Genomic DNA, 13,948 nt, shown 5'->3' with positions numbered 1-13,948 from the left:
GTTTTATTTTTGTGTAATGTGTATTGGGGGGGCCGGGCCCCCCCGCCCCCCCCCCCACCGCTGCGGGGGTCGTCGGGTCAGCTGGGGGCGCTGCCCGCGGGGGCGGGGCAGGGCGGGAGGGTCGAGGGCGAGACGGTCGCGCAGGTCGCCGTCGCCGCCGCCGACCGGGACGCCGCGGTCGTCGTGCCCGTGGCCGTCGCGGTCGTGGTGCCCGTGGCCGTCGCCGTGTTCGCGGTGGCCGTCGCCGTGGACGGCGTCACGCTCGCCGTGGGCGGGCCCGACGTGCTCGGAGCCGAGGACGAGGCGGTCGCGGCGGACGAGGTCGCCGTGGAGGCCGACGCCGAGCCGGTGCTCGCCGAGGACGACGGCCCGGACGGCGAGGACGAGGAGCTGGAGGCCGAGGCCGACCCGGTCGAGGGCCCGGTCGAGCCCGAGGTCGAGCCGGAACTGGGACCGGAGGTCGAGGGCGAGCCCGAACCCGAGGTACTGGCCGAGGTGGCGCCCGACACCGACGCGGACGGGGAGACCGGCGGCATCGGCGCGGCCGGCGGAATGCCCGGCGCCAGCTCCCTCGGCGGCTGGACCGGCCGGTCCTCCACGGTGACCTGTCCGGTCAGCCGGGCGAACCAGCCGCCGGTGGAGACGTTCACCAGGATGAACTCGGTCACCGGCTTCGGCGCCGGCGCCACGACGACCAGCGAGGCCGGCTGGAAGCCGGTCCAGGACTTGCCGGTGTACTTGGCGTCGGTCACCAGCTCCGGCGGCTTCAGCGGGTTCCCGCAGCCGCAGCGCACCCGCGGCACGCCCTGCGCGTCCACCAGGACGGAGGTGCCGGCCTGCAGCACCGACTGGTAGGCGACCGCCACCCCGCCCTTGTAGCCGTGGTTGGTCACCCGGGTGTCCACCCGCAGGTACGCCGAGGTCAGCGAGCGGATGTAGCCCGGGGTGGAGGACTGCTCGATCCCCTGGGCGGAGGCCCAGGCCTTGCCGGAGTCCCCGGTCGACGTCATCGAGATCAGCTTTTCCTTGTCGCAGGCCGGCTTGGACATCGACCCCGCGTAGAGCCCGGCGGACGAGCCCTGCACGGTGTGGATGCCGGCCGGCGAGGCCGCGGCGGTGGTCTTCGTGCCGCCGGTCGGCTCGACGGGGGCGGTGGTCTTCGTGCCGCCGGTCGGCTTGGCGGGGGCGGCGGAGGTCGGCTCGGGAGCGGAGACGGCGGTGGTCTCCACCGACTGGGTGAACGGTGCCGCCCCCGGATCGCTCGGCGACTGGAGCGCCACCTCGTTGGCGGCGGGGATGGCGTCGTTGGCCGGTCCGCCACCGCCGGTGCTGTTGACGATCACCACCGTCGCCACCACGGCCACCACGGCGGTGCCCGCGACCAGCGCCAGCTTCTTGCCGGAGCGCCACCACGGCGTCGGACGCCCGCCGCCCGGCCCGCCCGGCGCACCGCCGGAGGAGCTCCCGGACGAGCCGCCCGGCCCGGAGGGCCCGGACGGGGGAACGGACGGCGGCCCCGGGGGGCCGCTCGACGGAGGCCCGGAGAGCGGGCCGGACGGGGGGCCGGACGGCGGTCCGAACGGCGGCCCGGAGGGGGGTTGGGAACTCATCGAGGCTCCGTTTCGCGGGCGGCCGGCGAAACGGCCGGCACAGAAGGCTCCTGCCACTGGCTTCCATTTCTGCCCCCGCCGGGCATCCGCCGCAACAGCACGCCGTCGCCGGGTCGCGGTGCGTACGCAGCGCGCGCCGACGCGTCCTGGGTGACGCTGGACCCAGACCCGAGGGGGGCACCCGAGTCGACCAGGAGCCCGCATGCCACAGGAGCCCACCAGCACGGCGCCCGGCCCGCCCGGTGTACTGCGCGGCTGGCTGGACGCCCTCGCGGTCGTCCTCGCCGGGCTCGCCGCGATGGCGGCAGTGGCCGCGCTCGGCCTCTGGGCCGCCGGCGCCGACACGCTGCCGGGCGGCGGGTTCCCCTCCGTCCTGGCCGGCGCGCTGGCGCTCGCGGTCGGCGGCTCCGTGCAGCTCGACGGCGGCGCGGGCTTCTTCGCCCACGTGGACGCGGGGATCACCGCGATGCCGCTGAGCGTCGGACTGGTCGGCGCCCTGGTCATGGCGGAGGTGTTCCTGCGCCAGCTGCGCTTCCGGGCGGTCGCCGGAGGCACCGAACTGCTCGGCCGGGTGGCCCGGACGGCGGCCGTCTGGGTGGTGGCCCTCGTGCTGATCACCCTCGCCGCCCGGCACACCTTCGTCGTCCCGCTCGGCAACGACCTCGTCCAGCAGCTCGGCGGCGCCCTCGGGCTGACGCCGGAGATCGGCTTCCACGCGGAGGCGGCGAGCACCATCGGCCTCGGGCTGCTCTGGCTGCTGGTGGTGCTGGCGATCACCTTCGCGGTCTCCCGGCGGGCGCCGCTGCCGCGCGGCCTGGTGCCGTTCCAGCAGGCCGTCCGGCCGGCCGCGTTCGCGATGCTGCTGGTGCTGCTCGTCTGTGTGGTGATCGGACTGGTGGCGGGCCTGCTCACCGCCGTCGTGCACGGCAACGCCAAGGAGACGCTGGCCGTCCTCCTGCTGGCGCTGCCCAACCTGGTCTGGCTCGCCCTCGGGCTGGGGATGGGCGCCCAGTGGCACGGCCACCTGGTCGGGGCGCTCGGCCTGCCGGTGCCGCAGTCGCTGGCCGACGTGATGCGCGGGCCGGACGGGCAGCAGGCCACCATCAGCCTGAGCACCCTCGCGGAGCAGGACGCCCGCGCCTGGTTGCTGCTGCCGCTGGCGGCCGTGCTGCTGCTGGCGGCGGGCTTCCTCACGGCGTACCGCTCGCCGCGCGGGGTCCGGCTCTGGCAGCACGCCGTCCGGCTGGGCGCGGCGGCGGCCGTGACCATGCTGCTGGTGGGCGTCTGGTCCCGGGTCTCCGCGGACTACGGCCTCTCGGTGCTCGGCGTCGGCGTCGGCGAGGGCGGGCTGGGTGACCTCCTCGGCTCCGTCCTCGGCGACAGCAACCCGGTCTCGGACCTCGGCGGCGGGTCGCTCACGCTCAGCCCGCAGCTCTGGGTGGCGGTGCCGCTGGCCGCGGTCTGGGGCGTGGTCGCCGGTCTGCTGGGCGGTCTGCTGGCGGCCGGTCGGGGCCGGCGCGGCGAGATCGCGGCGGACGAGGGCTGAGGCCGACACCCGGGGCCGTGACCGGCCGGCGCCTCACCGCGCCCGGGGGGCCGGGGCCTCCCCCGGCCGGCGCGCTCACCGCGCCCGGGGGAAGACGACCGGGGCCGCCCAGGGCGGTGGCTCGGGCACGGGGGGCGAGGCGCCCGGCGCACCGGGGCCGTAGGCCGGGAGCACCTGGGTGGGCGGTCCGTCCGCCTGCCACGTGCCGACGGCGTGGCCGGGGGCGGCGGCGGTGGCGGTCCGCAGCTCGGCCACGAACTCCAGGCAGCTGGTGTACCGCTGTTCGGGTGATTTGGCGAGCGACCGGGACACCACGGAGTCCACCTCGGCCGACAGGTCGGGGCGGTGGTCGCGCAGCGTCGGCGGCGGGTCGTTGAGATGGGCCCAGAGCAGGGCGAGGTCGCTCTCCCGGCGGAACGGCGGCGTCCCGGCCAGCATCTCGAAGACCACGCACCCCAGGCTGTACTGGTCGCAGCGGCCGTCCAGCGGCCGCCCGGAGATCTGCTCGGGCGCCGCGTAGTCCAGGGTGCCGACGATCTGGCCGACGTTGGTCAGGCCGCTGAGCGAGAGCGACTTCTTGGTGAGGCCGAAGTCGGCCAGGTACAGGTGCTCCGGGTGCTCGCTGTCCGTCCCCGCGGCGACCAGCACGTTGCCGGGCTTGACGTCCCGGTGGACCAGGTCGTGGTCGTGCGCGGCGTCCAGCGCGGAGCCGATCTGCAGGGCCAGCCGGGCCGCCCGCTCGACCGTGAACGCGCTGCCCCGGTTCATCAGGTCCCGCAGGTCGCCGCCCTCGACGAAGCGCATCGCGATGAACAGGATGCCGTCGGCCTCGCCCGCCTCGAACACCGGGATGATGTGCGGGTGGTCGATCGCCGCGGCGGCCTCCGACTCGTGGATGAACCGCTGCCGGAACACCTCGTTGCGGGCGAGCTCGGGCGCCAGCAGCTTCACCGCGACCGTCCGGCCCAGCCGCAGGTCCTTCGCGCGGTAGACGACGGCCATCCCGCCCCGCCCGATCTCCGCCTCCAGGCGGTAGCCGGCCACCCGTCGGCCGACCATGCCGGACGGCAGACTGCGGGCCTCCGCCGAATCCGGGTCGGCGCGGGGCGGTCGTGCGGTGGGCTCCCCGCCGCCGGGCCGGTCCGGGGGGATCACGGGTCACCCGTCCGGGTCGGCTCGTACTCGCTCGGAGTCGGGCTCGGGGTCGGGCTCGGGCCGGGTGACGCACCGGGCGCCGGGCCGGTGGTCGCACCGGGTGCCGCGGCGGGTGCTGCGGCGGCTCCTGCGCCGGGGGTGGCGTGAGGCCGTCCGGGGGCCGCGTACGTCTGCAGCTGGAGGCCGTCGCAGTAGCACCAGCGGTCGTGCACCGGGTCGAACACCCAGAGCGCCTCGCCGTCGACGACCAGCCCGATCCGCAGGCCGCGGGCCCGGTCCCGGAAGGCCTCCAGGTCGGTGCTGCCGGCGGCGAGGTCCTCCAGCAGCGCCCGGTAGCGGGCCAGCGCGCCCTCCGCCTCGGCCAGCGCCGGTCTGGGGTCGGCCGTCCGGGCCGGCGGGCCGGTGGCGTCCGGCGGGGCGTCGGGGAGGTTGATCAGCAGCCGGCCGTCCACCCAGGTGGTCCAGCCGTTGGAGCAGAGCACGTGCCCCCAGTCGCCCTGCCGGCCGATCAGCCGGACGGGCAGCAGCGGGTCCAGCCGGGCCGACGGCTGCGCCGGGTCCGGGGCCGCCCACGTGGCCATCCCGTCGGGCGGGGCGACATGGGTCGGGCGGAACACGAGTTCGTCCATGGGCTCCGTCCATCCGGGCGCTTCACTTCCGCACGATCACTTCCGCATGATCGCCGGCTCCTGCCGGCGCAGCAGTGCCAGTACGGCGCCGCCCAGCACCACCGCGAGGCCCACCAGGATGCCCAGGCAGCGCAGCCAGCTGGTGCGGTCGGGACGGAACAGCGGATCCGCGGTGATGGCGGTCGGGAAGACCGTGTGCAGGTCGACGGTCTGGGCCATCGCGGCCAGACCCCAGCGCGACGGCACCAGCCAGGCGAACTGCTCCAGGCCGGGCACCCCGTGCAGCTTCAGCATGGCGCCGCTGAAGACGATCTGCACCACCGAGAGGAGCACCAGCATCGGCATGGTGGCCTCCTCCTTGCGGACCAGTGCCGAGACCAGCAGGCCGAGCATCATCGCCGAGAAGGAGAGCATCGCGACGGCCAGGATCAGCTCGACCAGCGGCGGCAGCACGACGCCGCTGTGCACCTGCACCCCGGTGGGCAGGGTCGGGCTGAGGTCCACCCCGGCCAGGCCGACGGTGGTCAGCACGGCGGCCTGGGCCACCGTGATCGTGCCGAGCACCACCACCTTGGAGACCAGGTACGCCGATCTGGAGAGCCCGACCACCCGCTCGCGCTGGTAGATCGGCCGTTCCTTGACGATCTCGCGCACCGCGTTGGCGGAGCCGGTGAGCAGGCCGCCGATGCAGAGGGTGAGCACCACGTTGATGGCGTTGTCGGAGGAGATCCGGGAGCCGGCCATCGCCCGGCACATCACGCCGATGATGAAGGGCAGGGCGATCATCACGGTGAGGAAGAGCCGGTCGGCCGCCAGCACGGCCGTGTAGCGGCGCACCAGGGTGGCCAGCTGGGAGAACCAGCCCTGCGGCTTCTCCGGCCCGATCGGACTGCCGGCGGCCGCGGCCGGGGCCGGGTACCCGGCGGGGACGGCCGGCACCGCGCCGGCGGCCACGTACCGCTGGTACTGCGGGGACTCGCGGAACCGGCGCTGCCAGGCGGCGTGGTCCTCGCTCTCGAACGCCTCGAAGGCCTCCGGCCACTCGGTGTAGCCGAAGAAGTCCAGCGCCTCGCCGGGCGGGCCGTAATAGGCGGTGCGCCCGCCCGGGGCCAGCACCAGCAGCCGGTCACAGACCGACAGGCTCAGCACGCTGTGGGTGACCACGACGACCGTGCGGCCGTCGTCGGCGAGGCCGCGCAGCATCGTCATCACCGAGCGCTCCATCCCCGGGTCCAGCCCGGAGGTGGGCTCGTCCAGGAAGAGCAGCGAGGGCTTGGTGAGCAGCTCCAGGGCGACGCTCACGCGCTTGCGCTGGCCGCCGGAGAGGCTGGAGATCACCAGGTCGGCCCGGCTGTCCAGGCCGAGTTCGTGGATCACCTCGTCGACCCGGGCCTCCCGCTCCTGCTTGGTGGTGTCGCCGGGGAAGCGCAGTTCGGCCGCGTAGGAGAGCGCGCGGCGGACGCTGAGCTGGGTGTGCAGGATGTCGTCCTGCGGCACCAGGCCGATCCGGCGGCGCAGCTCGGCGTAGTCGCGGTAGAGGTCGCGCCCGTCGTACAGGACGGTGCCCTCGTCGGCCGGACGCAGCCCGGTGAGGGCGTTGAGCAGGGTCGACTTGCCGGCGCCGCTCGGGCCGGCCACCGCGAGCAGGGCCTTCTCGGCCAGCGGGAAGCCGACGCCGTCCAGCAGCACCCGGTGGTCGGGGCCGACCCGGACCACCAGGCCCTGGACGTTGAGCGAGATCTCGCCGGTGTCGGTGTACTCGACCAGCTCGTCACCGGACAGGCAGAACGCGGAGTGACCGATGCCGACGATGTCGGCCGGGCCGACCGGGGCCCGGGCCACCGGGCGGCCGTTGAGGTAGGTGCCGTTGTGGCTGGAGAGGTCGACGATCTCGTGGCCGCCGTCGGGGAGGGTGCGCAGCTCGGCGTGGTGGCGGGAGACCACCAGGTCGTCCAGGACGAGGTCGTTGTCGCCGGCCCGGCCGATCCGCACCGTGCGGTCCGGCAGCCGGATGATCGCGCTGGGTTGCCGGAACACACCGGAGGCCTGCGGGGCGATCAGCGACGGCCGCTCGCGGGCGTCCGTCACGGGCAGTCCGGCGAAGGTCGCGGACGGGCCGTCGGCGGGGCTGCCGAACCGCAACCGGGTGCCGGGCCCGACGTCCTCGTGCTCGATCCGGCGGCCGTCGGCGAAGGTGCCGTTGGTGCTGCCGACGTCGTCCAGCAACCAGTGGCCGTCGCTGGTGTGCAGCACCGCGTGGTGCCACGAGACCCGCGGGTCGTCGAGGACGATCTCGCTCGTCGGGTCGCGGCCGACGTGGTACGACCGGCCAGGATCGATCAGCTGCGAATCCCGGTCGGTGACGAGTACCAGAGGCGGCGCGACGGGCGCGCCAGCGCGCTCTCCCATGGTTCGGAGTCTAGTCCGGCCGGGGCGACCCGGCTTTCCGGTGCGGCCCGGCGGCGGGCCGTCCAGGAAGTGGACTGGACCACTGGATCCCGACCGGGCCGCTGCCCTATCGTGTGGCCCAATCGTCCGGCGCCGCTGCCTCATCGTCCGGAGCGGTTGCCCCGCCGTCCGGAACGATCCGGACCGCCCCCCCGCGAGCCCCTGGATGGACCGATGAGCCTCTGGCCGCAGTTGCGCGACTCCCGGCTCGTCCGGGCCGGCCGGGCCCCGGGCACCCTCCTGCGCTGCGGGCTGATGGACACCATGCTGGCCGACCTCTCGGTCTCGGTGGTCCTCTTCTTCGAGCGGACCCTGGACGAGGACCGGCTCGCCGCCGGCCTCGCCCGGGCGCTGGCGCAGGTCCCGGTCTTCGCCGGCCGACTGCGCACCGTCGGCGACGAGTTGACCGCCGTCTGCGACGACTCCGGTGTGCCGATGGACAGTTACGACGTCGACGGCACGCTCGCGGAGGCGATGGGCCGGGTCACCTCGGCCGGCGCCGCCCTGGTCGACCCGGTGGACGCCCCGGCCGCCCGCACCGGCGGCGTCCCGCTGCTCACCGTCCGGATCACCCGGCCCTCGGCCGGCGGCACGGTGCTGGGCTGCTCCTGGCACCACGCGATCGGGGACCTGCAGAGCTTCATGCTGCTGATGCGGGCCTGGTCCGCCGCGGTGGAGGGCGAGGAGCTGCCCGAGGCCGAACTGGTCGAGGACCAGGACGCCCTGCTGGACAAAGTGCTGCCCGCCGAGGACTGCGGGCGGCCCGGGTTCCGGCTGCCCGGCCCGGGCGAGGCCGCCGTGCTGGCCCGCGAGGTGGCGGCCGGGCCGCGCGCCAACCGGACCGTCCAGCTGTACTTCGGCGAGGCCGAGCTCGCCCGGATGCGCGAGGAGTTCAGCGCGCAGGCGGGCCGAAGACTCTCCGCCGGCGATGTGCTCTGCGCCCATGTCGTCGGCACCATCAGGGCGTTGGACGAGGACGGCGAGACCCGCTGGCTGACCGTCCCGGTCAACGCGCGCCGCCCGCTCGGCCTGCCGCCGACCCTGGTCGGCAACCTGCTGGGGGACATCCACCTGCCGCACGCACCGCAGGACGGCCCGGCGGCCCTGGCGGCCGCGCTCCGGTCGGCGCTGGAGGGCTTCGCGGGCGAACACCTCAACCTCCGCTCCAACCTGGGCTTCCTGGAGGCGATCGGGCGGGCCCGGCTGCGCGACTGCGTACCGCTCGGCTTCGACCCGGAGCACCGCCGGTTCAGCTTCTCCAACTGGAGCCGGTTCGGCGCGTACGAGGTCTCCTTCCAGGGGCACCGGCCGGTGTTCTTCAGCCCGGCCGCCAACTACCCGCTGCCGTGGGTCTCCTGGACGGTCGAGGGCTTCCACGGGGCCGGCTCGCTCACCACCGTGGTGCTGCCGGCGCGGCTGGCCGCCCGGCTGCGCGGCGCCGAGGGGCGGGCGGCGCTGCACCGCTTCCGCGACCCGGCCGACGTCCTGCCCGCGCTGGCCGCCGCCGTTCCGAAGGTGCTCTGAGGCACCGGCCGCACGGCGTGCCCACGCCGATGGGGGAGAGGGCCGTCGGGCCGTCTCCCCCGGATCGCCGCGCGGTGCCGGTCAGACCGGGAAGGCCTCCTCGATCGCCGTCCAGAGCTGCACCCGGGCCTGCAGCGCGAGCCGGACGGTGTCGGCGCAGGCGGTCCACTTGGCGTCGTCCTCGCCGCAGAGGTCGATCAGCATCTGCATCGCCATCGGGGTGTGCTGCTCGCCGTCGACCTCGATGTGCCGGGCCAGGTAGTCCTTGAAGACGGTGAGCGCGCCGTCCGGGTCGTCGATCTTGATGACCTGGGCGAACATGTCGGGGATGAGGTCCTCGCGGCCGAAGGCGAACGCGGCCGCGCGGCAGTGCACCGGCGCGTTCTCGATGATCTCCCAGGTGGTCGTCGTGAAGTCGACGGCGGCCTGCGGCACCCCGGCGGTCTTCAGTGCCTCGGGCACCGGGGTGCCCGCGCGGAGCAGCTCCAGGAAGGCCTCGACCGGTGCCGGGTCGGCGCCGGCCTGCCGCATGCCCTCGACGTACAGCTCGAAGTGGCTGGTGAAGCCCTCGCCGAGCTCGTCGCTCTCCTCCACCAGCACGATGTCGTTGATCAGCCGGCGGCTGGCGGTCGGTCCGTTCGGGACCCAGGGCACGTCGACGCAGGTCAGCTCGCGCTGCAGGCTCTTCAGCAGCGACATGAAGTCCCACACGGCGAAGACGTGCCGGTCCAGGAAGGTGCGCACGTGCCCGATGCTGGTCAGGCCGCCGTAGACGGTGTGGCCGACCACCTCGCGGCGCAGCGGGTCGATGGCCTCCTGCAGACCGGTCAGGCCGGGGTGCGAACGGTCCCAGTGGTAACGGTTGTTGGACATGTGAAGCTCCTTCACGGGGGGAACGGGATTCTGCCACGAGGGGTGCGCGCCGGACAGGGGTCGCGCAGTCGCGGGGCAGCTTCCTGACAGGGGGTTACTTCGTGGTACCGGGCTGCTTCATGACGGCGCGCAGGGCGTGCCGCAGCTGCTCCCGGCCGGGCTGGAGGGCGCGGTCGAGGGCGGGGGCGAAGGGCAGCACCGCGCCGTCGGGGCGGGTGATCCGCCGGGGCGGGGCGATCAGCCGCATCTCCTCGGCGGCGGTGGCCAGCACCTCGGCGCCGATGCCGCAGCTGCGGTTGGAGTCGTCGACGACCACCAGCCGGCCGGTGCGCTCCAACGAGGCGGCGAGTGCCGCCCAGTCGAAGGGGTGCAGCGTGCGCGGGTCCAGGACCTCGACCGAGATCTCGTCGGCGAGCTCCGCCGCGACGGCCAGCGCGTCGTGCACCAGGTGGCCCACGGCGACCAGGGTGACGTCGGTGCCGGGCCGGTGCACGCGCGCCGAGCCGAGCGGGATCGGCTCCAGCGCCCAGGTCACGGTCTCGCGCACCGGCAGTGCGGCGGCCGGCGCGAACACCACCACCGGATCCGGGTCGCGCACGGCCGAACGCAGCAGGCCGTACGCGTCGGTCGGCGTGGCGGGCACCACGGTCTTCACCCCGGCGTGCGCGAACAGGCTGTACGGGTGGTCGGAGTGCTGGCCCGCCCAGCCGTCCCGGGAGCCGGAGCCGGGGACGACGCAGGTCAGCGGGACACCCGCCTGGCCGCCGGTCATCAGGGAGAACTTGTGGGCCTGGTTGACGAGTTGCTCGAAGACCAGGAACAGCAGCGAGGGGATCTGGAACTCGATGACCGGCCGCCGCCCGGACAGGGCCGCGCCGATCGCCATCGCGGTGAAGGCCTGCTCGGAGAGCGGGGTGTCGACGATCCGCTCCGGCCCGAACCGGTCGAGCAGCCCGAGGGTCGGGCCGGCCAGGCCGGCGCCGATGTCCTCGCCGAACACGCAGACGGCGGGGTCGGCGGCCAACTCATCGGCCAGCGCCCGGTTGAGCGCCTTGGTGTAGGAGAGCCTGGTCACAGCGTGGCCCCCGCCCGCGGTCGCCGTCCGTCGGCGTACAGGTAGTTCAACGCGCCCTCCGGGTCCGGGAGTTCGGAGGCGAGTGCGAATCGCTCGGCCTCCGCCAGCTCGGCCGCCACCGCCGCGTCGAGCTCGGCGGCGCCGGCCTCGCCGATCGCCGCGGCGGCGCGCGGCAGCGGGTCGCGGGCCCGCCAGTCGGCCACCTCCTCCGGGGTGCGGTAGCGCAGCTTCATCCGGCGCTCCATGGTGTGGTGGCCCTCGAAACGGTAGGTGCGGCACTCCAGGAAGCCCGGACCGCCGCCGGACCGCGCCCGGGCGACGGCCTCCTCCGCCGCGGTCCGGACGGCCTCGGTGTCCATCCCGTCGACGGTGACGGCGGGGATGCCGAAGGCGGCCGCCCGGCCGACCGCGGTGCCCGCGACGGCGGTGGCGGCGGGCAGCGTGGTCGCGTAGCCGTTGTTCTCGCAGACGAAGACCACCGGCAGCCGCCACATCGCGGCCAGGTTGAACGACTCCAGCAGGACGCCCTGGTTGAGCGCGCCGTCCCCGAAGAAGGAGACCGCCACCCGGTCGTCGCCGGCCTGCCGGGCGGCCCAGGCGGCGCCGACCGCGATCGGCGCACCGGCGCCGACGATGCCGTTGGCGCCCAGGATGCCCAGCGAGAGGTCGGCGGCGTGCATCGAGCCGCCCCGGCCGCGGTTCAACCCGTCGACGCGGCCGGCCAGTTCGGCGAGCAGCCGGCGGGGGTCGACGCCCCGGGCGAGCACGTGGCCGTGCCCGCGGTGGGTGGAGGTGAGCCGGTCGCCCGGGCCCAGCGCGGCGCACACGCCGACCGCGACCGCCTCCTGGCCGATGTAGGGGTGGATACCGCCGGTGATCACTCCGGACTTCACCAGGCCGAGCGCCAGCTCCTCGAAACCGCGGATCAGCCGGAGCATCCGGTACCGCTGCGCGGGCGTGCCGAGCGGAGCGGCCGCGGCGGCGTCGGTGCCGGCCGCCGCCGTCACGGGGCGCCCCGCCAGAGCGTCGGGCAGATCTCCGGGTCGGCGTAGTCCGGCCGGTCGTCGGCGGTGCGGCGGACCACCACGTCGTGGTTGTAGACCACCGTGCCGCCGTCCGGCCTGATGTGGCGGCGGTACTCGTTCGCCCCGTCCTGCAGGTGCAGCGAGACGGCGCGGCGCGGGGCGTCCGACAGGTTGGCGCCGCTGCCGTGGTAGGTGCGGCAGTGGTGGAAGCTGACGTGCCCGCGCGGGATCTCCATCGGGACCTTGCGCACCTGCTGCCCGTTGTGGTGCGCGTTGGCGGTCAGGATCGACTCCAGCTCGGAGCGGTCCCGGTGCGCGAAGTGGCGGGTGGAGTCCTCGCCGGAGTCCAGCTCGCGCCAGCGGTGGCTGCCGTCGATCATGGTGATGGTGCCGTTCTCCTCCCGGCAGTCGTGGAACGGGAGGAAGGCGGTGAGCATCCGGTCGGAGCTGGACGTCTGCCAGTAGTGCTTGTCGAAGTGCCAGGGCACCTGGTTGGTCGGCTCCCCGGGCACCGGCGGCTTGTAGATCAGTGTCGCCTGGAAGACCCGGATCTCCTCGGCCTCGGCGAGCAGCGCGGCGACGGCGCCCAGCAGCGGCTTGCGCAGGATCGCGCCGATGGCGTCGCTCTCGTAGTGCACGTAGTCGTTGTGCCGCTGGACCGGCCCGTGCGCGGGCTCCCAGGCGGCGAGGTTCGGCGGGCGGACGGGCAGTTCGCGGTCCCGGTGGCCCTCGTAGTACTTCTCGGTGGCGGCCTGCAGGGTGTCCAGCTCCTCGTCGCTGAACAGCCGGCGGGAGAGGTACCAGCCGTGTTCGAGGTAGCCGGCCACCTCCTCGGGGGTGGGCAGCAGTGCGCGCTCGGCGTCGGTCAGTCGGAACTCGGGTGCGGTGGTCATACCGTGGCCTCCTTCTGCGGGGCGGGAGTTGCTCAGACGGAGGCGGTGGAGTTCTGCCGCTCGACGGCCTCGTACAGGGCCTTGATGTTGGCGGTCCCGAAGGTGCCCGCGCCCTGGCGCTCGATCAGCTCCAGGAAGTAGGTGCGGCGCAGGTGGGTCGAGCGGAGGAAGATCTGGAACAGCTGCCCGCCGTGGTCCTGGTCGACCAGGACGTCGAGTTCGCGCAGCGTGTCCACCGGGATGGCCGTCCCGCCGAACCGCTCGGCCAGCGCGTCGTAGTAGGCGCCCGGGGTGGTGAGGAACTCCACCCCGCGGCCGCGGATGGTGCGCACGGCGGTGGCGATGTCGCCGGTGCGGAAGGCCAGGTGCTGGACGCCCGCGCCCTGGTTGTCGGCCAGGAAGGTGTCGATCTGGCCGGGGCGGCGGGTGGTGTCGGGCTCGATCAGGGTGAAGGTGACCTCGCCGGAGGCGCTCTGCACCACGCTGGAGTCCATCGCCTGCTCGCCGACCTCGATGTACTCGCCGAAGATCCGGTGGAGGCCGAGCGCGGCCTCGCAGAACTTGACGGCGGGGGCGAGCTCCCCGGCCGGGACGCAGATCGCGGCGTGGTCGAGGGCGTCCAGCAGGGCGCCGGCGGCGGGCGCCGCGGCGCTCTGCGCGGAGGTGTCGCGGACGAACCGCAGGGCGACGTCGCCGAAGCCGGCCACCAGCCCGCCGGCCCGGTCGAGGACCCGGGCGCCGTGCCGCTCGGCGCGCTCCAGCGAGGCCTGCGGGTCGGTGCAGCCGAGTGCGATGACCCCGACGCCGTCGCCGTGCACGGCCACGAACCGGGCGACCGGGTGGGCGGGGTCGGCGGCGGAGACGAGGTGCAGCCGGATGGCGCCCTGGCGCAGCCGGACGGTGCGCACGCCGTGCGGGCCGGCGAGCGCCCGGTCCCCGAGCGCCTGGTCTCCGAGCGGCCGTTCTCCGAACGCCCGTTCCTCGGGGCCCTGTTCGTCGGGGCCCTGTTCCTCGGGCTGCTGTTCCTCGGGGACGAAGCCGAAGTCGGCGCGGAGGCCGGCCGCAGTCGTGTCGGCGTCCGCGCAGTGGAACTCGACATGGGTGATGGACTGGATGGACAACGGGTACTCCCCGGGGGTGGCGAATGGTGGGTGGCCGGGGCTCGGCCCG

11 protein-coding genes are annotated in these 13,948 nt (G+C 74.6%); 2 read left to right on the top strand and 9 right to left on the bottom strand.

The window, feature by feature from the left end; genetic code table 11:
* Nucleotides 1-77: 77 nt before the first annotated feature.
* Nucleotides 78-1,610 (bottom strand): DUF6777 domain-containing protein, encoded by a 1,533-nt coding sequence (locus tag ACWDRR_RS34550; protein WP_449776217.1) that lies wholly within the window; start codon nt 1,608-1,610, stop codon nt 78-80.
* Nucleotides 1,611-1,812: 202 nt separating this feature from the next.
* Between ACWDRR_RS34550 and ACWDRR_RS34545 the strand changes: the two genes are divergently transcribed.
* A complete protein-coding gene (locus tag ACWDRR_RS34545) occupies nt 1,813-3,156 on the top strand; it encodes a streptophobe family protein (protein ID WP_449776216.1) in 1,344 nt (447 codons plus the stop codon).
* Between the two features lie 75 nt (nt 3,157-3,231).
* On the opposite strand, the gene ACWDRR_RS34540 is transcribed toward ACWDRR_RS34545, so the two are convergent.
* The 3 genes from ACWDRR_RS34540 to ACWDRR_RS34530 form a co-directional block, all read right to left on the bottom strand.
* Complete coding sequence (locus tag ACWDRR_RS34540; protein ID WP_449776215.1) at nt 3,232-4,215, bottom strand: serine/threonine-protein kinase; 984 nt, start codon at nt 4,213-4,215, stop codon at nt 3,232-3,234.
* A 92-nt stretch (nt 4,216-4,307) separates the two neighbouring features.
* Nucleotides 4,308-4,940: a hypothetical protein gene (locus tag ACWDRR_RS34535; RefSeq protein WP_449776214.1), complete on the bottom strand. Its 633-nt coding sequence runs from the start codon at nt 4,938-4,940 to the stop codon at nt 4,308-4,310.
* A gap of 36 nt (nt 4,941-4,976) precedes the next feature.
* Entirely contained in the window at nt 4,977-7,349 is a 2,373-nt protein-coding gene (locus ACWDRR_RS34530; protein ID WP_449776213.1) for an FHA domain-containing protein, read from the bottom strand.
* Between the two features lie 213 nt (nt 7,350-7,562).
* Here ACWDRR_RS34530 and ACWDRR_RS34525 point away from each other — a divergent pair, with 213 nt between their 5' ends.
* Nucleotides 7,563-8,912, top strand: a complete 1,350-nt coding sequence (locus ACWDRR_RS34525; RefSeq protein WP_449776212.1) for an acyltransferase — start codon at nt 7,563-7,565, stop codon at nt 8,910-8,912.
* An 81-nt stretch (nt 8,913-8,993) separates the two neighbouring features.
* Here ACWDRR_RS34525 and ACWDRR_RS34520 read toward each other — a convergent pair whose 3' ends face one another.
* From ACWDRR_RS34520 to ACWDRR_RS34500, 5 genes are all read right to left on the bottom strand, one after another.
* A complete protein-coding gene (locus ACWDRR_RS34520; RefSeq protein WP_449776211.1) occupies nt 8,994-9,785 on the bottom strand; it encodes a DUF3050 domain-containing protein in 792 nt (263 codons plus the stop codon).
* A 94-nt stretch (nt 9,786-9,879) separates the two neighbouring features.
* A complete protein-coding gene (locus ACWDRR_RS34515) occupies nt 9,880-10,860 on the bottom strand; it encodes an alpha-ketoacid dehydrogenase subunit beta (RefSeq protein ID WP_449776210.1) in 981 nt (326 codons plus the stop codon).
* Nucleotides 10,857-11,867 carry a thiamine pyrophosphate-dependent dehydrogenase E1 component subunit alpha gene (locus ACWDRR_RS34510; RefSeq protein WP_449776209.1) on the bottom strand — a complete coding sequence of 337 codons (1,011 nt, stop codon included), beginning with the start codon at nt 11,865-11,867 and terminating at the stop codon, nt 10,857-10,859. The genes ACWDRR_RS34515 and ACWDRR_RS34510 overlap by 4 nt, the downstream gene beginning before the upstream one ends.
* Nucleotides 11,864-12,778, bottom strand: coding sequence for a phytanoyl-CoA dioxygenase family protein (locus ACWDRR_RS34505; protein ID WP_449776208.1), 915 nt, complete (start codon nt 12,776-12,778; stop codon nt 11,864-11,866). Before ACWDRR_RS34505 ends, ACWDRR_RS34510 begins: the two co-directional genes overlap by 4 nt.
* A 32-nt stretch (nt 12,779-12,810) precedes the next feature.
* Nucleotides 12,811-13,899 carry a VOC family protein gene (locus ACWDRR_RS34500; RefSeq protein WP_449776207.1) on the bottom strand — a complete coding sequence of 363 codons (1,089 nt, stop codon included), beginning with the start codon at nt 13,897-13,899 and terminating at the stop codon, nt 12,811-12,813.
* Between the last annotated feature and the right edge of the window lie 49 nt (nt 13,900-13,948).

This window comes from Kitasatospora sp. NPDC003701 (assembly GCF_053587085.1).
The sequence above is the reverse complement of the archived record's forward strand: the minus strand, read 5'-3'. Positions and strand labels throughout refer to the sequence as shown.

Excerpts from the sequence above, each read along its gene's own strand:
- ACWDRR_RS34550 (WP_449776217.1), bottom strand. The coding sequence starts at position 1,610 with ATGAGTTCCCAACCCCCCTCCGGGCCGCCGTTCGGACCGCCGTCCGGC.
- ACWDRR_RS34545 (WP_449776216.1), top strand. The coding sequence starts at position 1,813 with ATGCCACAGGAGCCCACCAGCACGGCGCCCGGCCCGCCCGGTGTACTG.
- ACWDRR_RS34540 (WP_449776215.1), bottom strand. The coding sequence starts at position 4,215 with ATGGTCGGCCGACGGGTGGCCGGCTACCGCCTGGAGGCGGAGATCGGG.
- ACWDRR_RS34535 (WP_449776214.1), bottom strand. The coding sequence starts at position 4,940 with ATGGACGAACTCGTGTTCCGCCCGACCCATGTCGCCCCGCCCGACGGG.
- ACWDRR_RS34530 (WP_449776213.1), bottom strand. The coding sequence starts at position 7,349 with ATGGGAGAGCGCGCTGGCGCGCCCGTCGCGCCGCCTCTGGTACTCGTC.
- ACWDRR_RS34525 (WP_449776212.1), top strand. The coding sequence starts at position 7,563 with ATGAGCCTCTGGCCGCAGTTGCGCGACTCCCGGCTCGTCCGGGCCGGC.
- ACWDRR_RS34520 (WP_449776211.1), bottom strand. The coding sequence starts at position 9,785 with ATGTCCAACAACCGTTACCACTGGGACCGTTCGCACCCCGGCCTGACC.
- ACWDRR_RS34505 (WP_449776208.1), bottom strand. The coding sequence starts at position 12,778 with ATGACCACCGCACCCGAGTTCCGACTGACCGACGCCGAGCGCGCACTG.